Source organism: Cyanothece sp. BG0011, assembly GCF_003013815.1.
GTDB lineage: Bacteria > Cyanobacteriota > Cyanobacteriia > Cyanobacteriales > Microcystaceae > Crocosphaera.
On sequence record NZ_PRLH01000046.1, the window covers coordinates 24,526 to 47,894 of the forward strand.

Here is a 23,369-nt window from a genome sequence, read left to right on the forward strand (position 1 = left end):
GGACTTAATTGCTTTTTCTTTTCCTTAGAGAAAAGGCTGCCAATCCAGTCGTTAAAATAGCTGTTATCATACTCGGTTCAGGAACAGAGAGTAGAACAAAGGTGCGATCGCCTCTCGCTTCAGCAAACGGTACACCAGCAACGGATTGAGAAGCGCCGGCCGCTACCAAAAAATCACTTAATTCTTGGGATATGACAATTTCAATATCTTCAAGAAACCATGTCCCCGTAGTAAGATCAACGTTAGGAGGGCGATCATTGGCAACTTCCAGGGCAGGAAACAAAGGAGGAAGAGAAATGCCTGATGTATCTCTGATTACAGTCGTAAAGGTTTCATCAAAAATATTGGAAAAATTCCCAAACACAAACTGAGAATCAAGACCAGGAAGCAGATTGTTATCAACATCAAACACAAGAGTTCCTAAAAATTCCTCTGTGCCAGAGACAGGGAAATAAAAACCATCATCATCATCATATAAAAAGACTGCGGTGGTTCCACGAACTCCAGGGGTTGAACTAGGAGGCAACATTAAAGCGCCAATATCAAACCCAGGTTTTGGTGTAGTGGTGCTATTGGCACTATTTAAAGTTAAGCCAATACCTTCTAAAATAGCTAATCCGTTGGGATCTAAGTTAAGACTTTCTTGCCCTCCTGTTTCTAGATAAAGACGGGGTTCGGCTACGGCAGGGGTATTAATTGTGACAGTGGCAAAGGCTGTTAATCCCATTAAACCCATGAGATAATGGGGCTTTTTTTCTTGATTAGCCAAAATAGTCATTCGTTCTCCTCAAAATACTACAATCATTCAAGGTAAGTGCTATAGACTCGACTCAATTGTAGGTTGAGGTCAAATTAACCCTAATAAAATCTCAACTTGTCTTAATCCCGTCTGCTAATCCAAAATTACTTGTTCTTTCACGAAAGCTATAGATTATATGCGCCTTCGGTTTCTGGACTTTCAACTTTAGGCAGTCCCATACTATAATTAAGGACACGACTTTTCAAATTGTAACTAATTTCACCTTTTTGCAGAAGATTGCGGACAAAATGCTCTAAATCTGAACCAATACGACGTAAATTATAATCGCTTAATTCTTCTCCACTGGCAGCTTCTACTAACTCATCAAATTTCCGATACACTTTCTGTAAAGCGTCTTCGTCCCAGTTGAATTCGTTATCGGGATCAACATCTAAAGTGAGCATATTATCACTTTCTACCAGTTCATTCTTCTGAACTTCGGCTGCATAAATACGAATATGTCGAGTTGTGGATTTAACAAACATAGTAAGCTAACAAAAATAGAGCGTATATTTAGATGGTAATGGTTTCTCTTTTAAAGAGCAATTAAGCCATGTTAAAACTATATTCGGGGGATAAGGACAATTAGCCATTATCCCCACTCAATCATTATTTACTTCCTGCTTTGACACATTGCTCAACTAAGGGCATAACTGACTCAACATCTTTCCACCCTAAGATTTCTGTGACTTTTTTCTCAAGATTTTTGTAGGTGCGGAAAAACTCAGCAATTTCTTCTAAATGGTGAGGTGCAATATCTTTGAGAGATTTTACCTCAGCATAGCGCGGATCTTCTTCAGGGACACACAATACTTTTTCGTCGCGATCGCCACCATCGATCATTTCTAACATACCAATGGGACGGGCAGCAATCACACAACCGGGGAAAGTCGGTTGATCCATGAGTACCATTCCATCTAAGGGATCACCATCATCGGCTAAGGTATTGGGAACAAACCCATAGTCATAAGGATATTGTACCGAGGCAAATAAAACGCGATCAAGAGCAAAGGCGTTCATATCCTTGTCATATTCGTATTTATTCTTGCTCCCTGCGGGAATTTCAATTAAAACATTAATTAGGCCAGGTTTAGGTTGAGCAGGAATGAGTGATAAGTCCACAATTTTCTCCGAATGCTTACTAATTACTGTGATTAAGGAATATAGCACTATTATGGGTTCATCGAGGGAATATTGTCCCTTTTTTAGTCCATAATCGTTCCTTCGCTGCTTATTTTACAATGAATTTTGTCCAAAGGTTGATAACAATCACATTTTCCCTGTGATCACTGCTACGGGAGATCAGACAGAAACCGAACATAATAGATACAGGATTCAAAAAGCGGGTGCATACAACAGCCAGGGGTTATTTATTGTTTTTAGCAGTAAATAACCTCTTTTTTTTGTTCTTTTTCCCTTGATAATTATCACTTTTTCCCTGTGATCACTGCTACGGGGGATCAGACAGAAACCGAACATAATAGATACAGGATTCAAAAAGCGGGTGCATACAACAGCCAGAGGTTATTTATTGTTTTTAGCAGTAAATAGCCTCTTTTTTCATATTGTGAGAAACATCAACTATCAATGTCTATTAGCTTTCCTGAAATAGCAGATTGATAAGCAGCTTCTCCAATTTTTAGGGCATATAAACTGGATTCTGGATTAAGATAAAGGGGGTTCTGATTAAATAAATGGTCTAAAACGATTTTTGTATCTAAAGCAAATAAACCCCGACGACTTTCTAATTGAATTGCTTGGGTTCCTTCTTTTGTGATTAATTTTCCTTCCATACCTTCAAAAATTATTTTACCTTCTTCTCCATGAATTTCAAAGGTGCGATCGCTTTCTATAAAAATATCTCCTTTTCCATAAATTAAATCAACAATTAACCCATTTTTAAAGATTAATTGAGCGTCGCATAAACAGCCATGATAATAGTCGTTTTCTTCTCTACTCCAATACTTTTGATGACAATTCACTGTTTTAACTTCCCCACATAAGTCGGTGAAACGGTGAATCCTGGGTAAAGCTGCTTTAAAAGGAAATCCAAACAATTGATGATTAAACGTCCATTTTATTGGGGCAGGATTTTTACTATCAATGGTTGTATAACGTCCATAAAAAACCTTACCAATTTTCGGTAAATGTTTCTTGATCGCTTGGTGCATACCTCCTAAAATTTCGATGTGTTCAATATGTAATAATTTATCTTTCTTTTTAGCTAATTGTAATAGTTCGACGGCTTCAGTATAGTCTAAAGATAAAGGATATTCGACGATAACATTTTTATTATTTTCTAAGGCGAGTTTAGCCACTTGTCCATGAAGTTGATTCACATTACAAATAATGACTAACTCTAAACTCTCATCCGTTACTAAATCTTCCCAGTTATCATACGAGGAAATATTGTAAGACTGACAAAAATCAACTACATTCTCACGAGTATATCCTGTCACACAACAAAGCTGCGACCGCTCATCTTCGATCAAGGTTTCGGCCCGTCGTTTGGCTGCGTACCCGGTGCCAACAATACCAACTTTAATGGGATGCGAAACCCCAGAAGTAAGAGACATCTTTACCCTACCTCAATAAATATTCAAAGGTCTATTATCCCACTTTCTCGATACCAAGAAGCTGATTAGGAAGACTATTTATCCACTTAAGTCATGAATGAGTATGATAAATATAACTAATACTAATAAGTTGGGAGATAGACGGGGAAAACTTGAGGGGGGGATTTCCTGTGAAGCACTATTGACCATAGGTTATAGAGTATAGAATTTTGATAACATTCTTCATCCCTTCCTCCGTATCAATATATAAGTAAAACTTATTTTAAGTTTGTTTAAGAATTTCATTACTAATGCCTCATTGACTGGGGGTGTTTTTACCTTAGTATCAAAAATGAGCTTATTGTTGAGGCTTATTGATTTAAGCTTCACTGTCAACAACAATGGTTTCATTACTTTAAAAAGAGGACAAAACTATGGCAACTTATAAAGTTACCTTAAAGAACGAAGCAGAAGGCATTAACACCACCATTGATGTACCTGAAGATGAGTACATTCTTGATGTAGCAGAAGAAGAAGGGATTGAGTTACCTTACTCTTGTCGTGCCGGTGCTTGTTCTACCTGTGCTGGTAAGCTCGTTAGTGGTAGTGTCGATCAAGGTGATCAATCTTTCTTAGATGATGATCAAGTAGAAGCAGGATTTGTTTTAACTTGTGTTGCTTATCCTACCTCTGACTGCACCATCGAAACTCACCAAGAAGAATCCTTGTACTAAGTCTTGTGATTTAAGATTTTCAGCAAAGTATTGATCACGATGCTCAAAGATGCTTTGCACTCCAGTCAACTCATTTATTTCATTGAAAAAGAGGACAAAATTATGGCAACTTACAAAGTTACCTTAAAGAACGAAGCAGAAGGCATTAACACTACCATTGATGTACCTGAAGATGAGTATATTCTTGATGTAGCTGAAGAACAAGGTTTAGACTTACCTTATTCTTGCCGTGCTGGTGCTTGTTCTACCTGTGCTGGTAAGCTCGTTAGTGGCAGCATTGATCAAAGCGATCAATCTTTTCTCGATGATGATCAAATCGAAGCAGGATTTGTTTTAACTTGTGTTGCTTATCCTACCTCTGACTGCACCATCGAAACTCACCAAGAAGAATCATTGTATTAAATCCAGCTATTTAATACAATAGCTGGATTTTCCAGGGAATTATTGCAGGGGCAGAAATTGAGCGTCCCTGCTTTACTGTTATAAGTATTGTGACATACTTCTGCTGTTAGGCGAGAAACTTCCTGGGCTGAACTTGCCTACAAGTAGGTCTTATTTATTCATATCTCCCTAGGCGTAGATTTCGGGATGCCCTCCCGTATTTGCTAGTATTCTAGCATATTACCTCCTAAAGGATGGGGTTTTAGACCCCTGATTTTTCGATAAATAATTTTCTTGTTTCGGGTAGGTTGTAGCAATTTTTTGTAATGTTTGATAGTTTAACTTGCCCTGTTGATTTCGGGGTAATTGTTTGACTCGAATCCAATGCTTTGGCTGTTTTACAGGACTTAATTGTTTTTTGATTGTTTCTTGAATAAGCGTTACATCCACTGTGTTGTTTTGGGGAACGTATATTGCTGTTATCGCTTCTCCCCATTGTTCATCAGCTATCCCAATAATCGCAATATCTTTAACTAAGTTCGTTTCTAAAATAATAGTTTCAACTTCTTTCGGAAAAACATTTTCTCCCCCTGTAATAATTTTTTGACTATTTCTCCCTAAAATATGTAAATCATTTTTATGATCAAAATAGCCTAAATCATCAGTGATCAAATACGGTTGCGGTTCGTAATGGGGATAATAACCAAAATAGAGAGACTCTGCTTTAATTTTAATAATTTTATCTTCATTTATTTTAATATCAGCATGGGGTAAAACTTTTCCTGTACTGTTGTTTCCTTGTTTAAAATCCTCTGGTTTTAAAGTAACAATTTGTGAGGCGGTTTCTGTCATTCCATAGGTAGGGGAAAGATTGAGTTGATAGTTTCTAGCTTCGGTAAGTAAGGAATTCCAAGGGGGTGCGCCTCCTAATAAAATTGTTTTAAATTGTTGTAAAAATTTGGGGTTTAACGTTAACAATAATTGTAACTGTGTGGGAACTAAGGAGATAAAAAAATCTTCAAAATTGAAGGATGGCAATATATTTTTTTTTAGCTTACTGTAGGGATAAATTATGATTTTTCCTTGGGTTAAAAAAGAGCGCATAAACTGCATTAAACCACTAACATGATGTAAGGGTAAAATACAAAAAGAATTAACTTTGTCAAGATGAAAAAAATGTGTAAACCCTTTAACTGATGCTGATAATGTATGCCAAGTATGGATAGAAAAACGAATTTTTCCTGATGTTCCTCCTGTGGAAATCATAATTAAACTCTTATTAGGTAAGGGGAAGTTATTCTGATTACTTTTGATAGTATAATTTAAATCAATTCCTAATATTAAATGAGGGTTAACCAAGTTACAAACTTCTTCCCATTCCCTTTCTTTCCATCTTTTGTCACCTAAAAAAACGTGACAGTTAGTGATAACAGTAGCCAGAAAAGCCGCTAAAAAATGATGATAGTCTTCATGGGTTTCTACTAAAATGATTCTGGGATTATTAGTAAGTTTCTTTAATTGTGTCAATTGCTCAATATAGTTTTGTATCAGTTGATAAAAATAGTGAGAATGACAACCCATTATCCATTCTTGGTGTAATCTAGTTTCAATTATTTCTAAAATATTGTTCATTTTTGATTCTTTTTTATCTAAAAAAAATTGATTTAATCAAGTTGAAGCTATACAAAATTAATACTATTCTAACTATTCTTGGGTAATTTTCCTTTCATAATATAGGGTTTTTTAGTCTAGTGAGGTACACTCTTAATTTCCTGCCATTGCCACCCCCTCTAACTCCCCCTTTTGTGAGGGGGAGAACCCTTGCCTATTCCCTAAAACTAGAAAACTTTTTACCTCACAAGTATGGGAAGTGCTATAGCTATTTATAAGCTCAAGAATTTAACCAATTTTCATCAATATAGTCAATTTTAGCATAGGGTTCTAATGCTGTTAAGATTCGATTACCGTAACTTCGATAATTAACTCGATTGTCTAATAATGCTACAATTCCTTGAGATTCTCTTAAGGGCATAACTGCTCTTTGTATCTCCTTTAAAGCAGTGGGTAAAAGATAAAATCTAAACCAATCTTTATGCTGTCTTTTATAATAATTGACTTGGGCAGCCACCAAGGGATTTTCTAGGGAAGGAATGGGTAAAGTGGCAATAATAAATAATTGAGGTTTCGGTAATTTATTTTGATGTTCGTGCCAAAATTTCCAGCCACTAATTAAAATGCTATTATGATCAATATTTGCCTTTTCAACCTTAACTTGTGAGCCAAACTCCGCAGCCAAAAAAGTGGCAACTTGGGCTTTAGAGGGAACATCATCCACAATAATAGTAATGGGTTTTAAGCTTTCATAACCCCCAAAAACTAGCTTTCTAACTTCTTCAATTAATATTTTTTGAAATTCAGGAGTATTCGGCATTGGCAAGCGATCGCGAATATATAAATTGATTAATTCATTTTGACGATGAGGGGAAAATTTTAAACATAAAATATCCTGAGTTAAGCCAATGGTTTTCCGATAGGTGGGGGCTGTTTTTTGACTATCAAGAAATCCCCCCATTAAAACAATAGTCGAATTTTCTAAATTAGGAGATAAAATAGAAGCAATATCTAGGGGACTGACATGAATAAAAAAAGTATTTTCTTCTCGATTAATAGATGCCCATAAAAGTTGATTATGATCATTAAGAGATTGGGCAAAATTTTGTAACAAAGGATCTTGAGCAAGGGTGGCACAAAGATGGGATAAACTCTCTTTTTCTTCTTGATCGAGTAGGCAACATTGATAGGGACTATTAGGATGACTAAAAATTGATTTTTTTAAGAAAAACCTAACTTCTTGAATTAAGTTACCATAGGCAGGATATTGTTGTTGTAATTGTTGCCAATCATCAGGAGAAAGGGTGATAGTTAAATAATCTTTGGTCCACTCCTCTAAATAATCAGCTTGATCGATCAAAGTGACAAGATCATGAGGAAACTGACCCTTATTTTCCAAGCGATCGCCTAACCAAACATCAGGAGAAACAATTAATAATCCTTTAAAGGTTTCAAAATCAACGGTTTGGTCTTGATGAGCAATGGTTTTATTGGTATTTAACCATCTTTGAAGATAGGGAATATCTTGTTCAATTAATTGTTTTTGAATCTCCATAGGAACCACTAACAAAATAGGGCGATCGCTCAACAAACAAGGCATTAAATAACTTAACCCATAACGAGAAAACGTGCTTCCCGTTTGAATTAAAGCAGATCGATTTAAACGTAAAGCACGAGACACCAAACGGGCCATGGTCAAATGGTGATCCCATAAGGGTTCCCCCTGATCCCGTAAAAATTCTCGTAACGAAATGTGAACTTCTGCTTCTAAGAGAGTCATAGACAATAATTTGACAAGAATACATAGCACTTAGGCAATGATCTCTATACCTAGGAGTTGATGAAATGATAAATTGAGGATCATGTAAATTTAATTTCAGGATAACAAGCATGGCTCAAATACAATTTTCTCGTGGTGTTTCTGAACCGGTTGTTCCCGAAGTGCGTTTAACTCGTGCTAAAAGTGGAAACAGTGGAACTGCAACTTTTCGCTTTGAATCTCCTACTATTCTAGATGCTGAAAGTACCGATGACATTACCGGAATGTATCTCGTCGATGAAGAGGGAGAAATCGTCACTCGTGAGGTGAAAGGAAAATTTATTAACGGAAAACCCACCTCAGTTGAAGCTATTTTAATTATGAACTCTCAAGATGAATGGGATCGCTTTATGCGTTTTATGGAACGTTACGCACAAGAAAATGGGTTAGGATTTTCTAAAGCTTAATTTTTTTCGAGGAGTCAGTAGGGGCTTAATATTATTAAGCCCGTACAGCAGTTAGAGATTTAGATATTGATTCGTTATCTTGCTCCGTTCCCCTCATCACCAGTTATTTTAAGTTAAACTCATGTCCCTTCCCCATCCCGATCGCCAACCCGTTAGTCTTGCCTGTGCTATTGTTACGGTGAGTGATACTCGCACCCCCGAAAGCGATCGCAGTGGGCAACTTCTTAACCAACGTTTGACAGATGCGGGCCATCAAATTATTAATTACGACATCCTTAAGGATGAACCCCAGGACATAATCGCCCATATACAGCAGTTAAAACAAGAGAATAGGATAGATGTCATAATCCTCAATGGAGGCACTGGAATCGCCCCTAGAGACACCACCTACGACGCATTAGAGGGGTTATTAGATAAGACTTTGCCAGGGTTTGGGGAATTGTTTCGCTATTTAAGTTATCAAGAAATTGGTTCACGGGCCCTGGCCTCACGGGCGATCGCAGGGGTTTATCAAAATATTTTAATCTTTTCTCTGCCAGGATCATCGAACGCGGTTAAGTTAGCTTTAGATAAATTAATTGTCCCCGAATTGATACATTTAACGAAACAAATACGGGGTTAAGGTTGGAAATGTTGAATAAATGGTTGTGACAAGTCGTTTTTGTCAATTAAACGCTTTAGTCCCACAATTAATAGTTTTTTTGTTCCATTATCAAAAATCTTTATATTTCGGATATTGCGAATATTTCAAATAATGGATATACTCGGAGTGGAACTAAAAGCAAATAAAACAATAATAAAATTACAGTGAGGCAGTTGATCTTGTATCATTAGCCTCTCTATTAACATATAGAGAATCTTTATTGTCCTTGCAATAACAGGAGTTTGTCATGTCTACTACTCGTTCACCTCAATATTCACAAAGTCCCCTAAAGAATGAGCAGAAAGGAGATAGTGGTTTATCTTCAAAAGATGCTGACTATTCCTTATTAGGGAAAGGACACAAAACTCCTCTATCGAAGGATGAATATGAAACCGTCTACAATATTTTAACAGTTTTGCGACAAGGGAATTCTGTTAATGTTGTTTCTGATGAAAGTTATATGACGACTCAACAAGCTGCGGATGTTCTCAATGTTTCACGACCTTACCTAGTGCAACTTTTAGAAAATCATCAAATTCCTTTCATTAAAGTTGGCAACCGTAGAAAAGTATTAGTAAAAGATTTACTCGCATACAAAGAACAAAGAGATACAGAACGCCGTCAAATTATTCGTGAATTTTCAGCCAGTATTTATGAAGATGGGTTAGATGAGTTAGACTATGAATAAGCTAGTCAAATCATCAATTGAAAATTAATTCTTGCTGTGGAGAAACCCATTGTAGTTCTTGATGCCTGTGTCCTCATTCCCATGCCGCTCTGTGATACTCTTCTCAGAGCGGTTGAACAATATATGTATAGATTTTATACCTCTCCGAAAATTTTAGAAGAAACAGAGAAAAATTTAGCAAAGATTTTAAAAAAAAAAGAAAAAATTAGATTCAACTGAAGCAGATAAGAAAGCTAAAAAACGAATAAATCAAATACAAAAAGCGTTTCCAGAAGCTTTAGTTTATCCATCAGAAACTTTAATCTCAACCCTAGATAATGACCCTAAAGATCGTCATGTTTTAGCTGCTGCTATAGAAGCTCAGAAAATCAATAATGATTCTAGATTTAATCATTTAGTTTTAATTGTTACTCATAATCTCAAAGATTTCCCTAATGATATCTTATCCAAATATAATGTTATGGCTATTTCTCCTGATGAATTTCTTCTGAAGTTAGTCGACATTTATGATTCTTCTTTATTATTTAATATTTTACAACAACAAGCAGAAGATAATAAACATGAAGTGGTTGATCTATTAGAAAGATTAGAGAAGGGGAATGTTAAGAAGTTTGTGAGGGAAATTATTAATGACTACTATTTTGATACAACTATAGCAATCATAAAAGACCTTAAAAATATTCTTAATAGATTTGGATGGCAAGATAATGAAAATAATAAATTTCTCATTGGCGAGTTTTACCACTTATCTACAAACAACCAAACATTTAAAGTTAATCATCATACAGATGGGGTATTAATTGAGCTAAATTCTCATTCAATTTCTCTAGATAATCTTTCTTGCCAACATCTCAAAAATCTCCAATCTTTTATCAATCAGGCCTACAAGATAACTTGTTCTCATTTAATTGATAGTACAAATTAAACAAAATAGGTAAGGTGGGCAATGCCCACCCTACAGGTTACTCAGCCCCTTCTATGGGTGCAAACCCTTGACGCTGGATATTTTCGCTAATATGACGAGGTTCGAGGAACTGTAATAAATAGTCTGGTCCTCCTGCTTTGGAACCCACACCGGACAACTTGAACCCACCAAAGGGTTGACGGGCAACGATCGCACCGGTAATCGTACGATTAATGTACAAGTTCCCGACTTCAAACTCTTTCTGGGCCTGTTCGATGTGTTCGGGACTCCGGGAATATAACCCACCGGTTAAGGCGTAGTCGGTTCCATTAGCCACTGCTAACGCTTCCTTAAAGCTTTTTACTCGCATCACAGCAACCACTGGGCCAAATATCTCTTCTTGGGCGATAGTATGGTCGGGTAACACATCCCCAAAAATGGTGGGACCCACATAAAAACTGTTGTCAGGGGCTTCCATTTGCAAGGCGAGGGTTGACTCTTGTTTTGCGGTTTCAATGTACTCTAAAATGCGTTTTTGCGCCGTTGCGTCGATGACGGGACCCACTTGAGTAGAGGGTTCATCCGTTGGCCCAACATTGAGGGACTTGGTAGCGTCTACAAACCGTTCTAAGAAAGCGTCGTAAACCGGGTCTAAAACGATGATACGGGAGGCTGCTGAACATTTTTGACCCGTATAGCCAAAGGCAGAAAAGACAGCCCCGGCAACCGCTTGATCCAGGTCAGCACTTTCATCGACAATAATAGCGTTTTTACCGCCCATTTCTGCAATAACCCGTTTTAGGTGTTTTTGTCCGGGTTGTAAAATAGCTGCATCAGCATAGATACGACATCCCACTTCTCTCGATCCGGTAAAGGCGATCAAATGTACGTCAGGATGTTTCACCATATAGGCCCCGACTTGGGACCCTTTTCCAGGAACCAGTTGAAAGACTCCTTTAGGAATACCAGCATCCACTAAGATTTCAGCAATTTTAGCCGCGATCACGGTAGAGGTTTCGGCTGGCTTTAATAAGGTACAGTTTCCTGTCACTAACGCTGCTACTGTCATCCCTGTTGCAATGGCAAAAGGAAAGTTCCAGGGAGAAATAACTAAGGCGATGCCTCTGGGTTGATAATGATAACGGTTGGTTTCTCCTGCTACATCGTAGTTGTAACCCTTGTCTAACCGTTCCATTTCATCGGCATAATACCGGCAAAAGTCGATCGCTTCGGAGACTTCTGCGTCTGCTTGTTGCAATATTTTACCCACTTCCACACAGATCCAAGCGCATAACTCATGACGGCGTTCTTCCATGAGATCGCCAGCTTTTCGTAGTATTCTCGCTCTTTCTGTGGCTGGTGTTTCTTTCCACCCTTTAAATGCTTCTTTAGCTGCGTTTAATGCCTGTTCTGCCTGAGAAACAGAAATTAAACCAATTTGTCCCACCACTTCAGAGGACTTAGAAGGGTTCACAGAGTCGATAATAAGATCGGTTTGTACATATTCCCCATTAATTAAGGGTAAATAGGTTTTACCGAGACTATTTTTTACACTTGCTAAAGCTTGCTCTGCTTTTTGCCGTAATACTTCCCTAGAATAATCGGTATCAGGGGCATTGACAAAAACTTCTTTTTGTGCTATACGTTCCGTACTTCCCGAAACTGTTGGGGGTGCGATCAATTCTTCGATGGGTCTTTCTTCTAAATTTTGCCGTAAGAAAGAACTATTAGCGGTATTTTCCAGTAAACGGCGGATTAGATAGGCCATTCCTGGTAATAAGTTACCGTAAGGCGCATAGACTCGTACACGATGCCCTGTTTTCACTAACGCTTTGGCTAACTGATCCCCCATGCCATATAATACCTGCATCTCGAAGGCGCGGGAGGGAACGTTTAAGGTTTCTGCGATGGCGATCGCCCTTGCTTGCGATCGCACGTTATGGGACCCGATCGCAGCGTATAAATATTGATGATTTTCCAGCAATAACTGGGTCATCTCTTCGTAGTTAACATCCGTTGCTGCTTTTTGGTTATATACCGGTTGTGGCCAGTGATTTTGCTCAGATTTAATGGTTTCTTGATCCCAGTAGGCCCCTTTAACTAATCTTACCGTGATCGGGTTGCCTCGTTGTTTGGCCCAAGCAATGAGATCATGTAAGTCTTGTTGAGAGTCTCTAAGATACGCTTGTAGCGTGACACCAATATCAGTCCGGTGGCGAAACTCTTCTTCTAACAAGAGTTCCTTGAGGATAGCTAGGGTGAGATCCTTGTAAACATATTGTTCCATATCGAAATGGATGGCAACCCCTAACTCTTGGGCCCGACGGAGAAGGATACGAATGCGATCGCAGACTTTTTCTTGACTTCCTTCGGGATCGATGGGATCAAACTGGGAATAAAAAGCGGTCAATTTAACCGATACTTGAACCTTAGATAAGCTTTCGTCTCCTGCTTGGTCAATTTGTCCTACATTTGACCATTTTTTCGACTGATCGGCTAATTTTTCCATCAAGTCGAGATAACTATCAAGATAAGCTTTGGCCTCGCTTTCGGTAATAACTGCTTCCCCTAATAAGTCGATAGTAAACCCCATTTTCTCTTTTCTGAGGCGTTCGACGGTTTTTATGACTTGAGGAATCGTTTCACCCGAAATATACTTAAATGCTAAGGTTTGGACCGCTTTACTGATGGTTTCGGCTGCTATTTTCGCCGGAAGAGAATTATAGTCAGTAAAGTTAAGGATACCTTTTAACGCGCCGGGTAATTCTACGGACTCGTCCCCTAAGTATTGTTGCAGATGATGAGCAATTTCTGCATTACTTTGTAGCGCGGGTAAGGTATCGATAAAATGGAACAGTTGAACCCTTAAACCAGGGTTACTCATCGCAAAATCGAGCAGTTTATCATCCCAACGCATCTGATCGCCGATTTTCGACCATAATGAGCGTTTTTCACGGGTTTGGGCGATTAATTCTTTAGCTATTTCCTGGGTTCGTTGTTCGTAGGTTTTAGAATCTAGTTGTACTACCAAAATTTAATACTCTCCTATCATAGTGTGTGAAGCGTGTAGCAATTTTTAAGGGTAATGTTAAGTAAAAGTCTCTAATTTTACTTTCTTCCTTAATTTTACCTTAAGAGAGTACCCTCAATACACAGTAAGAATAATAACCGTTAAAATCATTAAAGTGAAACTTTTTAATGATATAGAAGATTAACTTATTATGGATGCTAGAAAAAATTTTGAAGCCTATACTAGCTTAAAACCTCTTAAAAAAAACGCTGTTCAACTTTGTGGTGAAGAGTTCATAAAGTCTTTAATAAACAAAAAAATATATGCTAAAGCTGATGAGTTTTGGATAGAAGTTAATAAAAACTTAAGTATTCCAGATGATTATTATGAACAAAAACAAATACAACAGCAAAAAGAACAAGACAAAAAACAGCAAGAAGAAGAAACTGAAAAACAAAGATTAATGGATCAAAAAGAGTTAGTCAAACAAGACAACAGAATAAGAGATAATTGGATTGTTAAAGTTTTTCAACTTCCTAAATCAGAAAGATTAAAAGATTTAAGTCAAAAATATTTAGCAGAAGGAACTTTAATCGGTGACGACCAACTGTTATTAAGTAGTCACTTTTCAAGTAATATGTATGAAGCCAGAAATCAAGTCATTAATAGTATTGATAATTTTGAACGTCAACAAAGAAAAGAATTATCATTTTTAAAACACTATAAAGTTCTTAAACAGATTTACATGATTTTTTTGTATCTCTCAGGTTGGGATAATTATAATAAATTTTTAAGTCAATCTCAGGAAAAAAGATGTAAAGAAAATTTTACAGGAGTAGAAAGTTGGATAGGTTTAGAGTTTTCTATTTTAGATAAACTTGAAGAAGAAGGGTTACTCGAACAACCGCAAACAAAAGGTAATAATTATAAAAAAAGGACTTACGTTCAATTGACAAAAAAAGGAATAAGAATGACTAGAGAATTACTTAAAAATATTGATTTAGAGGGAGTAGATGAACTTTTAGAAGATAGAGAGTATCATGAAGAATATTTACACTATAAAACCTCTATTGATTTAAGGAGAGAACAAGAATCAGGAGATTGATTCAAGTATAATTTTAAAAGTGATTTGATTGTTTCGTTCATCTTGAATTGTTGACATTAAATTCATAAGTTATTTTTTTCTAAAGCAGTAATATAACCTTTAATAGCTTCTTTTATGTTAGCAAGAGCTTCTTCTTTTGTCTTTCCTTGACTGACACAACCTTTAAGACTTGGACATTCAACAATCCAATAATTATCTTCATCTTTGTATAAAATAACTTGTCTCATAGTTTGACTTATTTCTGATGTAACCTAGAGTGTATCTTAAAAAGATAATAACACAAAATACAAAAAAATCATGATTTATATATCATCTAATTGTTTAAAGCTTTTAGTAGTTAACAAGTAGGGTGGGTTAGACGGCTATAATCTAGATTATAACTAAGATGTAAAAATCCGTCGTAACCCACCAATTCATGAATTATATTCGTTAAAAATTGGTGCATTACACTACGTTAATGCACCCTACGAAATTCTATTTTTTGCTTCTTTTTAATACTAATATTCCTAATAAACCAAACATACAACAGTATAATCTTTAATTCTAGTAGATAGCCAAGTTAAGAAGTAGGGTGGGTTAGACGGCTATAATGCACGATTATAACTAAGATATCAAAATCCGTCGTAACCCACCAATTCATTAATGATCTCTGTTATGATGTGGTGCATTACACTGCATTAATGCACCCTACTAAATTCTATTTTTTGCTTCTTTTTAATGCAAAAGGACAAGACCTAACTCTTTTGACTGTGATAAGATGGCCTTAATATTATTAAGTCCCTACAGAGTTCTGAAAAAGCTGTGATGCAGATAAATCTAATTGAGGAAATTGAGAGGATTTCACTTTATCATCGGCTGAAAACTCTCCTACTTCAATATATATTTTATCTTTCAATTCTAAGACTAATATGGTTTGATTTTCAGGGTCAATAATCCAATATTCAGGGATGGCACAATCTTGATATTGTATCCGTTTAGCAATATAGTCTCGATGCCGTTGTAATTCTCCAGGACTAACAATTTCTACTACTAATAAAGGAGGTGGCATCAATAAACGAATAGTATTACGTTTTGCTAATAAATTGATATGTTCTTCTCTGATTATAGTAAGGTCAGGATAACGGTTTCTGGGTTCCCCTCTCACTTCTAATTCTAACCCTTGTCCCCTAACTTGATCAGTGCCTAATAAAAGAGCAAAAATAAGAAATAAACGATTAGCGATTTGCACATTGATTCCTGATTCGGGAGGTATCTCAATTAATTCTCCATTAAATAATTCATACCATTTATCCCTGTTGTCATCGTAAGCAAGATAGTCCTCAAAAGTCTCAAATTTTGGCTTAACTTCTAACATAATTATTAATAATTTGACTAAAATTGTATTTTAATTATATCTAACTGTAAGGTAAGTGAGACGGCTATCATTAAACTGATGACCGCAACTGATCAGGATTGGTTTCTAGCATAAACTGGCTACCATCAGAGAAAAATTAATGAAAATAAAAGATTTTAAGCTAATAATTGGTTCAAAATAAGCATTTTTTAAGGGTTTATTCTGCTAAACTTGATAGACTAGAGAAAGCCAGTAATAATGAATGATTCATGAACAATTTTTGATAACTGTTCACTGGTAACTGATAACTGTTCACTGATAGAGATCCTTAAGCATAAAACATGATTTCTGATACCCCTTTATCTGTCTCCCCACAACAACAGTTTAATGGCGCAACCATTCGCCCCATTGCAGCCTCAGAAATTCATGGAATCGCTTTCTATAATAAGAAATTATATGCCTTAGATAATCGTAATGGTTATCTCTTAGAAGTCGATCCCATTACCCATGACACCAAAATCCTCAATAGCCATCATTGGGAAGATTTTATCGGGGCCACAGGACTAGCGATCGCCGATAATCAACTCTGGTTTACAACTCGTTATAGTGTCTATTACTGTAATTTAGATGATCCTGACTTCAAATGTGAACTATTTACCCGACTTCCCGATCCGGCTAATGGTGTGGCCATCTGGGAATCAACGGTTTATATTTCCTCCCAAAAAGCCGGAACCATTTCCGTTTTTAATCGAGAAAATGCCCAAGAAATTACCCGTTTATATTCCCCAGGAATTGGCATCGAAAATATTACCGTAAAAGGAGAAGAATTATGGGTTAGTGATACCTTAGAACAGAGTGTTTATTGTTTGGATCGGGCAACAGGAAAACAAAAATTTAGTTTATTAACCCCCTTTGAATGTCCCACCGGTATCACCTTTTATCACGATCCCAACACGGATCAAGACATTTTATATGTCTCTTACGTCAATAATGAACCCTACATCCGTGATAATCCTAACGCTGATCCTAACCACGAACTCCTCTATCGCGTTGAAACCTTTATCCATCCTTTATATTTTCGCTACTATGCCGATGATCATTATGCCCTGTCTAATGGTTATCTCATAGAAATGTCCTACGTTGAAGAGTTAGCCCCCCTTGATCCCATTGAACTGAAAAATTTAGAATGGCGCATGGCCCTACCGGCCGAAACCCACCGTCAAAAAGTCCGTCAAGTCGAAGCCGTTGGCCTACCCTTCACTGAAATAGAAGAAAATGGGCAACGGGTGGCCGTGTTTAAATTTGATACCTTAACAGATAATACCCGTTGTATTTTTGGTTGGAAAGCCTTAATTGAAGTCTGGGGTATTAAATATAACTTGACCCCTCGTGACTGTGAAACTGTTTCAGAAATGCCCCCAGAATACGGCGATCGCTATTTAGTGGATAATGATAACCTAGCGATGGATACGGAGATTATCCAACGGGCTGCAGCCGAAGCAGTGGGACGAGAAACCAACCTTCTCAGAAAAATTTATAGTATTCGTAACTACGTCTATGATCGCCTATCTTATGGTATTAAACCCCATATCGATACCCCCGATATTGCCCTGAGACGGGGTGTAGGGTCCTGCGGTGAATATGTTGGTGTGTTACTGGCTTTATTCCGTTTAAATGGTATTGCTTGTCGTACCGTGGGCCGTTATAAATGTCCTGCCTCTGCGTTAGTTCGCCATCTCCCTCTAAAACCCGATTATAACCATGTTTGGCTAGAGTTTTATATCCCTGGTATTGGTTGGTTGCCCATGGAATCAAACCCTGATGATATTTACGAAGGGGGACCTTATCCCACACGGTTTTTTATGGGGTTAGCTTGGTATCATGCAGAAATGAGTAAAGGGGTTCCCTTTGAACGGTTAATGATTGACGGAACTGTTTTAAATAAACAACAGGTTTCTATCGGAAATTTAGCCATTAATCATGTACAGTTCACTATTTTAGAGGAATGTTCCCCTTCTTAACCCCTCATAAACTGATGTGTTGTAGGTGTTGACGAGGTTGATAAGTGCGACTATCACGAATTTTTTCGTAATAAGTTCGTTCAGTTTCACTGAGATTTTGGGGTGTATCAATGGTGATTTTTACAAATTGATCCCCTCTTCCTTTTTTCGGTGTTACCCATCCTTTGCCTTTTAACCGTAAAGACTGACCGGAACGAATTCCAGGGGGAACTTTAACCGTTACCATGCCATCAGGGGTGGGTACATCGATGGTGGTTCCTAAAACCGCTTCGTCCGGGGTGATAGGAACTTCACACACTAGGTTATCCTCTTCAAACTTAAAAAAGTTATGGGGCGTTAGTTCGACATTAAGATACAAATCTCCTCTATTTTGACTATAGGGACTACTTCCCCCTTTCCCCCGAACACGGATACGACTGCCATTTTTTGCCCCTGGTGGGATACGGACCTCAATAATCTCATTGCCTAGGTTCAGGCGTTTTTGTACCCCCCGAAACGCTTCAGAAAACGTAAGCTTGAGGGTCGCTTCTCGGTTTGAGGCCGGGGTTTGATTGCCAAAACCTCCACCAAAGTCATTAAAATTGCTACTATAACCGCCTCCTGGACTACTATAACTATAACTTCTCGCTCCTGCGCCCCCTGGCGTAGAGAAACGGCCTAATAATTCATTGATAAATTCTTCAAAGTTACCATACTGACTGAAATCAAAGTTGCCCATATCCACGTTAGCACCGGCACCGGGCCAGGTGCTTTGGCCTGCTTGTTTCCAGTATTGGCCAAACTGATCATATTTTTTCCGTTTCTCAGCATCGGACAATACTTCATAAGCTTCGCTGATCTCTTTGAAACGTTCTTCAGCTTGCTTATCATCAGGGTTTCTGTCAGGATGATATTTTACCGCTAGTTTGCGGAAGGCTTTTTTGATCTCGTCTGCGCTGGCACTTTTATTGATGCCCAATGTAGCATAGTAATCTTTGTAATCCATATCTCCTGTGGAATAATCCTTAAAAATATTGTCCTATATCTTAATATTAATGGATAGAATACCTATCAGGCTTCGGTGAAAGGTAGGGAATGCCGAAATTAGATTAATTGTGATCATTCAATTTTCTCAGTCTACCCTTAATTAAGGTGACTTCTATCGGTTAAGATTTCGTAGCCGGTTGCTGTTACTAATACCGTATGTTCAAACTGAGCTGATAAATTATTATCCACCGTTACAACCGTCCAGCGATCGCGTAAGGTTTTCGTATATTTTGACCCCTGATTGACAATGGGTTCTATGGCTAATGTCATTCCTTTTTTTAGTTTAATGTTGGGAATTTCTTGGGTTCGATAATTAAAGACGGCCGGTTCTTCATGTAGGTTTTGTCCCACTCCATGACCGGTATAATCTTCTACCACCGAATAGCCGTATTTGTTAACAACATCTTCAATGGCTCCTGCAATATCTAATAAATAATTTCCTGCTTTTACCTCACTAATTCCTGCATATAATGCCTCTTCTGCTGCCCGAATTAAACGAGCGGTTTTAGAAGAAACTTTATCCACGGCAATGGTGATACAAGAATCCCCATGATAGCCTTGATAATAGGCGCCTGTATCGACTTTTAAAACATCCCCTCGGCGAATTCTTCTTTTAGCATTCGGAATGCCATGAACCACTTCATGATTAATGCTGGCACAAATGGAGCCAGGAAAGCCATAATAACCTTTAAAACTGGGTTCTGCTCCCATTTCTCTGATTCTTTGTTCGGCATAACTATCTAAATCTCCTGTGGTCATTCCGGGTTTAACTATTTCTTGAATTTCTTTAAGAACCGTGGCCACAATTAAAGAAGATTGACGCATAATGGTAATTTCTTCGGGAGATTTAATCTGTATTCCTCGACGACCTTTTCTCGTCTTCGGTAATCCAATTTGTTGCGTTTTTTTGGCTGTTTTTTGGGTGGCTTTGTCCGCAGAAAAAAGATTAGTCAAAAAATTCATCTTTTAAAATGTTATGTTACAAAGATTATTTTATCCTAAAACCACGATCCCTTTAAGAATACCTAGACCCTACAGCAAAGATTGCCCATTGCCCATTGCCTATTCCCTTTAACTGAATTGCATCTATGCAATAATTTAAGGACATTATGGGGTTAAGTCATAATCATTATGAGTGTGAGGAGGGAAAATAGTCAGGATTCATTTCAAAATTGTTCAAGGCTTCTGTTAAAATCTTGATGGCTTCTATCGTTTTGAGCAATGGCAGGAAATCGCGCAAGAATAGCAGTGGACGCTATGGGGGGAGACCATGCCCCTCACGAAATCGTCGCAGGGGCGATCCGAGCGTCAGAAGAGTTGGATGTAGACATTTTATTGGTGGGCGATCGCCCATCAATAGAAGCATCCCTTCAAAATCATCACCCGTCCCCGACTATAGAGATTGTGGACTCAGAAGGGGCGATCGAGATGCACGAAGGCATTAGCGAACTTCGACGCAAACCCAAAGCTTCCATTAATGTGGCTATGGATTTGGTGAAGAAAAATCGGGCCGATGCCGTGGTATCGGCGGGCCACTCTGGGGCTGCCATGGGAGCAGCTACCCTGAGATTAGGTCGTCTCAAAGGCATTGATCGTCCCGCCATTGGCACCGTATTTCCCACCCTATTAGCAGGAAAATCGGTAATTATTTTAGACGTGGGAGCCAATGTGGATTGTCGCCCCAAATATTTAGAACAATTTGCCCTAATGGGAACCATTTACAGTCAATATGTAATGGGAGTTAATGACCCGAAAGTGGGACTGTTGAATATTGGGGAAGAATCGAGCAAAGGTAACGACCTCGCCTTAGCGACCTATCAATTATTAGAAAACAACCCAACCATTCCTTTTATCGGTAATGCCGAAGGCCGAGACGTGCTTTCGGGTAACTTTGATGTAATTGTCTGTGATGGTTTTGTGGGCAATGTTCTGCTGAAGTTTGCTGAGGCAGTAGGAGAAATTGTCTTACAAATTATGCGAGAAGAATTACCCCAAGGGTGGCGTGGGACTTTAGGCACGGCTATCCTTAAACCCAACTTGAAAAAACTCAAACAACGGATCGATCACGCTGAACACGGAGGAGCCTTATTATTAGGGGTGGCCGGTGTTTGTATTATTAGTCATGGTAGCTCTAACGCTCCATCGATTTTTAATGCCATTCGTCTGGCCACTGAAGCGATCGATCATCAAGTATTAGACAGAATTAAAGCCTCTCAAGACAATCCTATCCCCGATAGTGTAGAAACTTCGGTGGAAAAATAATGGGATAATGAGACAACCAGAGATAAATGGGGATCTTTTGATCATCCTCATTACCCAACCAACCTAACCAAAGATCAAAAGAGGTAATGAAGATTGAGGTCACCATCAAGTCTCATCGATTAGTTAGCAACACTTAGGGGGAAAGGTTATTGAAAGCCATCGGGGTAAGCATCATAGGTTGTGGTTCTGCTGCACCCAAGCAGGTGATGACCAATGAGGATTTAAGTCTTTTGGTCGACACCTCTGACGAATGGATTCGCACCAGAACAGGAATCCGAAAGCGACATTTAGTCACAACAGATTCCTCCTTAAGCGATCTCTCCGCTCAAGCCGCTAAAGAAGCGATCGCTATGGCAGCACTAGACCCTGGGGAGATAGATTTGATTATTTTAGCCACCTCGACGGCCGACGATCTCTTTGGGAGTGCAGCTAAAATACAACATATGTTAGAGGCGAATCAGGCAGTGGCCTTTGATTTAACCGCCGCTTGTTCGGGTTTTGTGTTTGGACTAATTACTGCGGCCCAATTTATTCGCACCGGAGTCTATAAAAATGTCTTAGTCATCGGGGCCGATATTCTTTCCCGTTGGGTTGATTGGTCAGATCGTAGCACCTGCGTTCTGTTTGGAGATGGTGCCGGGGCAGTGGTCTGTCAAGGCACCACAGATGACGATAATTTGTTAGGGTTTGCCATGTACAGTGATGGCAAACAACATGATGCCCTAAATCTTGCCTATCACGGCAACGACACAGCCTTAAAAGAGGGCATCACCATCAATCAAGGCACCTATCAGCCCATTACCATGAAAGGACGAGATGTTTATCGTTTTGCCGTAGAAAAAGTGCCAGAAGTGATAGAAAAGGCACTGTTTAATGCTCAGTTAACCACCGATGATATTGACTGGTTAATTTTACATCAAGCCAATCAAAGAATTATTGATGCAGTGGCCAAGCGGTTAAAGATTCCTCCCCAGAAAGTTATCGCCAATTTAGATGAATATGGTAATACCTCGGCCGCGTCCATTCCCCTTGCTCTTGATGAAGCAGTTAGACAGGGAAAAATAAAGCCTGGGGAAATTGTAGCGAGTTCCGGGTTTGGTGCCGGTTTAACTTGGGGAGCAACCATTTTTCGCTGGGGTATCTCACCCCAATCATGAAAACGTTGATAAAACAGTTGATACATAGGTAAGTAAAATGATGAAAACAGCATGGGTATTTCCAGGACAAGGATCACAAGCGGTGGGGATGGGAGAAGATTTGATCAAAACCCCTATGGGTAAAGGTCGTTTTACAGAAGCAGAAACCATTTTAGGTTGGTCGGTGTTAGATAAATGTCTTGGAGATGAACAGGAGTTAGCAAAGACTTTATACACTCAACCCTGTTTATATGTGGTGGAAAGTATTTTAATTGACTTATTAAAAGATCAAGGTCAAAAGGTGGATTTAGTCGCCGGTCATAGTTTAGGAGAATATTCCGCTTTATATGCTGCTGAAGTGTTTGATTTTGCCACAGGGTTAAAGTTAGTGAAACGTCGGGCCGAGTTGATGAGTGAAGCGGCCGGGGGCAAAATGGTGGCGTTGATGAAGTTCGATCGCTCTGGGTTAGAAGAGGCGATCGCAGCGATTCCTGATGTGGTATTAGCCAATGACAACAGCGATCAACAAGTGGTCATTTCTGGAACCCCCGAAGCAGTGGATCAACTCACCTCTCAAGTGAAGAGTAAACGGGCTATCCCTTTAAAAGTATCCGGGGCGTTTCATTCTCCGATGATGGCCCAAGCAGCAGCAAAATTTAACGAGTTATTAGAAGAAGCTACCTTTACAGACGCAAAAATTCCTGTACTTTCCAATGTTGAGCCAACTCCTAGCACCTCAGCAACTATCTTAAAAGAACGTTTAACCCAACAAATGACTGGGTCTGTGCGTTGGCGCGAGATTATGTTAGCCTTGCCTCAACAGGACATTACTCGTGTTTTAGAAGTGGGACCGGGTAAAGTGTTAGCTGGTTTGATTAAACGGGGTTGTTCTGAGGTTGATGTGAGTAATGTGGCAAGTCTTAATGATTTTTAGT

Annotated in this window: 22 protein-coding genes; 11 read left to right on the top strand and 11 right to left on the bottom strand. The window is 38.5% G+C overall.

What is annotated here, in order from left to right:
* Positions 1–4: 4 nt before the first annotated feature.
* From C4E06_RS05570 to C4E06_RS05585, 4 genes are all read right to left on the bottom strand, one after another.
* Positions 5–778, bottom strand: a complete 774-nt coding sequence (locus tag C4E06_RS05570) for a PEP-CTERM sorting domain-containing protein (protein ID WP_157951118.1) — start codon at positions 776–778, stop codon at positions 5–7.
* 146 nt (positions 779–924) lie between these two features.
* Complete coding sequence (locus C4E06_RS05575) at positions 925–1,284, bottom strand: NAD(P)H-quinone oxidoreductase subunit M (protein WP_107667154.1); 360 nt, start codon at positions 1,282–1,284, stop codon at positions 925–927.
* Positions 1,285–1,408: 124 nt separating this feature from the next.
* On the bottom strand, positions 1,409–1,921 hold the full coding sequence (locus C4E06_RS05580) for an inorganic diphosphatase (RefSeq protein WP_107667155.1): 513 nt from the start codon (positions 1,919–1,921) through the stop codon (positions 1,409–1,411).
* Positions 1,922–2,376: 455 nt separating this feature from the next.
* A complete protein-coding gene (locus C4E06_RS05585; RefSeq protein WP_107667156.1) occupies positions 2,377–3,375 on the bottom strand; it encodes a Gfo/Idh/MocA family protein in 999 nt (332 codons plus the stop codon).
* Between the two features lie 413 nt (positions 3,376–3,788).
* Between C4E06_RS05585 and C4E06_RS05590 the strand changes: the two genes are divergently transcribed.
* Together C4E06_RS05590 and C4E06_RS05595 are read left to right on the top strand one after the other, a co-directional pair.
* The gene (locus tag C4E06_RS05590) at positions 3,789–4,088 is read left to right on the top strand and encodes a ferredoxin (protein ID WP_107667157.1); all 300 of its coding nucleotides are present in this window, start codon (positions 3,789–3,791) and stop codon (positions 4,086–4,088) included.
* Between the two features lie 102 nt (positions 4,089–4,190).
* Positions 4,191–4,490: a ferredoxin gene (locus C4E06_RS05595; RefSeq protein WP_107667226.1), complete on the top strand. Its 300-nt coding sequence runs from the start codon at positions 4,191–4,193 to the stop codon at positions 4,488–4,490.
* Between the two features lie 219 nt (positions 4,491–4,709).
* Here C4E06_RS05595 and C4E06_RS05600 read toward each other — a convergent pair whose 3' ends face one another.
* Positions 4,710–6,101: a 2-succinylbenzoate--CoA ligase gene (locus C4E06_RS05600; RefSeq protein WP_107667158.1), complete on the bottom strand. Its 1,392-nt coding sequence runs from the start codon at positions 6,099–6,101 to the stop codon at positions 4,710–4,712.
* Between the two features lie 259 nt (positions 6,102–6,360).
* Positions 6,361–7,860: a helicase C-terminal domain-containing protein gene (locus C4E06_RS05605; RefSeq protein WP_107667159.1), complete on the bottom strand. Its 1,500-nt coding sequence runs from the start codon at positions 7,858–7,860 to the stop codon at positions 6,361–6,363.
* A 110-nt stretch (positions 7,861–7,970) separates the two neighbouring features.
* On the opposite strand from C4E06_RS05605, the gene psb28 reads away from it, so the two are divergent.
* From psb28 to C4E06_RS05625, 4 genes are all read left to right on the top strand, one after another.
* Positions 7,971–8,306, top strand: a complete 336-nt coding sequence (gene psb28, locus C4E06_RS05610; protein WP_008274784.1) for a photosystem II reaction center protein Psb28 — start codon at positions 7,971–7,973, stop codon at positions 8,304–8,306.
* A gap of 121 nt (positions 8,307–8,427) precedes the next feature.
* Entirely contained in the window at positions 8,428–8,928 is a 501-nt protein-coding gene (locus tag C4E06_RS05615) for a molybdenum cofactor biosynthesis protein B (RefSeq protein ID WP_107667160.1), read from the top strand.
* 268 nt (positions 8,929–9,196) lie between these two features.
* Complete coding sequence (locus C4E06_RS05620) at positions 9,197–9,637, top strand: helix-turn-helix domain-containing protein (protein ID WP_107667161.1); 441 nt, start codon at positions 9,197–9,199, stop codon at positions 9,635–9,637.
* Positions 9,638–10,097: 460 nt separating this feature from the next.
* Complete coding sequence (locus tag C4E06_RS05625) at positions 10,098–10,562, top strand: hypothetical protein (RefSeq protein ID WP_107667162.1); 465 nt, start codon at positions 10,098–10,100, stop codon at positions 10,560–10,562.
* 37 nt (positions 10,563–10,599) lie between these two features.
* On the opposite strand, the gene pruA is transcribed toward C4E06_RS05625, so the two are convergent.
* Complete coding sequence (gene pruA, locus C4E06_RS05630; protein ID WP_107667163.1) at positions 10,600–13,572, bottom strand: L-glutamate gamma-semialdehyde dehydrogenase; 2,973 nt, start codon at positions 13,570–13,572, stop codon at positions 10,600–10,602.
* A gap of 190 nt (positions 13,573–13,762) precedes the next feature.
* Here pruA and C4E06_RS05635 point away from each other — a divergent pair, with 190 nt between their 5' ends.
* Complete coding sequence (locus C4E06_RS05635) at positions 13,763–14,656, top strand: DUF6429 family protein (RefSeq protein ID WP_198648353.1); 894 nt, start codon at positions 13,763–13,765, stop codon at positions 14,654–14,656.
* A gap of 62 nt (positions 14,657–14,718) precedes the next feature.
* Here the strand turns inward: C4E06_RS05635 and C4E06_RS05640 are convergent, their stop codons facing one another.
* On the bottom strand, positions 14,719–14,883 hold the full coding sequence (locus C4E06_RS05640) for a type II toxin-antitoxin system HicB family antitoxin (protein ID WP_198648354.1): 165 nt from the start codon (positions 14,881–14,883) through the stop codon (positions 14,719–14,721).
* Between the two features lie 545 nt (positions 14,884–15,428).
* Entirely contained in the window at positions 15,429–16,010 is a 582-nt protein-coding gene (locus C4E06_RS05645) for a Uma2 family endonuclease (protein ID WP_107667165.1), read from the bottom strand.
* Positions 16,011–16,330: 320 nt separating this feature from the next.
* On the opposite strand from C4E06_RS05645, the gene C4E06_RS05650 reads away from it, so the two are divergent.
* On the top strand, positions 16,331–18,010 hold the full coding sequence (locus tag C4E06_RS05650) for a transglutaminase domain-containing protein (RefSeq protein ID WP_107667166.1): 1,680 nt from the start codon (positions 16,331–16,333) through the stop codon (positions 18,008–18,010).
* Between the two features lie 4 nt (positions 18,011–18,014).
* On the opposite strand, the gene C4E06_RS05655 is transcribed toward C4E06_RS05650, so the two are convergent.
* Both C4E06_RS05655 and map read right to left on the bottom strand, forming a co-directional pair.
* Positions 18,015–18,995 carry a DnaJ C-terminal domain-containing protein gene (locus tag C4E06_RS05655; protein WP_107667167.1) on the bottom strand — a complete coding sequence of 327 codons (981 nt, stop codon included), beginning with the start codon at positions 18,993–18,995 and terminating at the stop codon, positions 18,015–18,017.
* Between the two features lie 137 nt (positions 18,996–19,132).
* Entirely contained in the window at positions 19,133–19,999 is an 867-nt protein-coding gene (map, locus tag C4E06_RS05660) for a type I methionyl aminopeptidase (protein ID WP_107667168.1), read from the bottom strand.
* Positions 20,000–20,257: 258 nt separating this feature from the next.
* On the opposite strand from map, the gene plsX reads away from it, so the two are divergent.
* The 3 genes from plsX (at position 20,258) to fabD (ending at position 23,368) form a co-directional block, all read left to right on the top strand.
* The gene (plsX, locus tag C4E06_RS05665) at positions 20,258–21,298 is read left to right on the top strand and encodes a phosphate acyltransferase PlsX (RefSeq protein WP_107667169.1); all 1,041 of its coding nucleotides are present in this window, start codon (positions 20,258–20,260) and stop codon (positions 21,296–21,298) included.
* A 149-nt stretch (positions 21,299–21,447) separates the two neighbouring features.
* Entirely contained in the window at positions 21,448–22,455 is a 1,008-nt protein-coding gene (locus C4E06_RS05670) for a beta-ketoacyl-ACP synthase 3 (RefSeq protein ID WP_107667170.1), read from the top strand.
* Between the two features lie 40 nt (positions 22,456–22,495).
* Positions 22,496–23,368: an ACP S-malonyltransferase gene (gene fabD, locus C4E06_RS05675; RefSeq protein WP_107667171.1), complete on the top strand. Its 873-nt coding sequence runs from the start codon at positions 22,496–22,498 to the stop codon at positions 23,366–23,368.
* Position 23,369: the final 1 nt, after the last annotated feature.

Bases quoted from the DNA above. Each gene is read 5' to 3' on its own strand.
- C4E06_RS05570 (WP_157951118.1), bottom strand. From the start codon at position 778: ATGACTATTTTGGCTAATCAAGAAAAAAAGCCCCATTATCTCATGGGT.
- C4E06_RS05575 (WP_107667154.1), bottom strand. From the start codon at position 1,284: ATGTTTGTTAAATCCACAACTCGACATATTCGTATTTATGCAGCCGAA.
- C4E06_RS05585 (WP_107667156.1), bottom strand. From the start codon at position 3,375: ATGTCTCTTACTTCTGGGGTTTCGCATCCCATTAAAGTTGGTATTGTT.
- C4E06_RS05590 (WP_107667157.1), top strand. From the start codon at position 3,789: ATGGCAACTTATAAAGTTACCTTAAAGAACGAAGCAGAAGGCATTAAC.
- C4E06_RS05595 (WP_107667226.1), top strand. From the start codon at position 4,191: ATGGCAACTTACAAAGTTACCTTAAAGAACGAAGCAGAAGGCATTAAC.
- C4E06_RS05600 (WP_107667158.1), bottom strand. From the start codon at position 6,101: ATGAACAATATTTTAGAAATAATTGAAACTAGATTACACCAAGAATGG.
- C4E06_RS05605 (WP_107667159.1), bottom strand. From the start codon at position 7,860: ATGACTCTCTTAGAAGCAGAAGTTCACATTTCGTTACGAGAATTTTTA.
- psb28 (WP_008274784.1), top strand. From the start codon at position 7,971: ATGGCTCAAATACAATTTTCTCGTGGTGTTTCTGAACCGGTTGTTCCC.
- C4E06_RS05615 (WP_107667160.1), top strand. From the start codon at position 8,428: ATGTCCCTTCCCCATCCCGATCGCCAACCCGTTAGTCTTGCCTGTGCT.
- C4E06_RS05620 (WP_107667161.1), top strand. From the start codon at position 9,197: ATGTCTACTACTCGTTCACCTCAATATTCACAAAGTCCCCTAAAGAAT.
- C4E06_RS05625 (WP_107667162.1), top strand. From the start codon at position 10,098: ATGGCTATTTCTCCTGATGAATTTCTTCTGAAGTTAGTCGACATTTAT.
- C4E06_RS05635 (WP_198648353.1), top strand. From the start codon at position 13,763: ATGGATGCTAGAAAAAATTTTGAAGCCTATACTAGCTTAAAACCTCTT.
- C4E06_RS05640 (WP_198648354.1), bottom strand. From the start codon at position 14,883: ATGAGACAAGTTATTTTATACAAAGATGAAGATAATTATTGGATTGTT.
- C4E06_RS05645 (WP_107667165.1), bottom strand. From the start codon at position 16,010: ATGTTAGAAGTTAAGCCAAAATTTGAGACTTTTGAGGACTATCTTGCT.
- C4E06_RS05650 (WP_107667166.1), top strand. From the start codon at position 16,331: ATGATTTCTGATACCCCTTTATCTGTCTCCCCACAACAACAGTTTAAT.
- C4E06_RS05655 (WP_107667167.1), bottom strand. From the start codon at position 18,995: ATGGATTACAAAGATTACTATGCTACATTGGGCATCAATAAAAGTGCC.
- map (WP_107667168.1), bottom strand. From the start codon at position 19,999: ATGAATTTTTTGACTAATCTTTTTTCTGCGGACAAAGCCACCCAAAAA.
- plsX (WP_107667169.1), top strand. From the start codon at position 20,258: ATGGCAGGAAATCGCGCAAGAATAGCAGTGGACGCTATGGGGGGAGAC.
- fabD (WP_107667171.1), top strand. From the start codon at position 22,496: ATGAAAACAGCATGGGTATTTCCAGGACAAGGATCACAAGCGGTGGGG.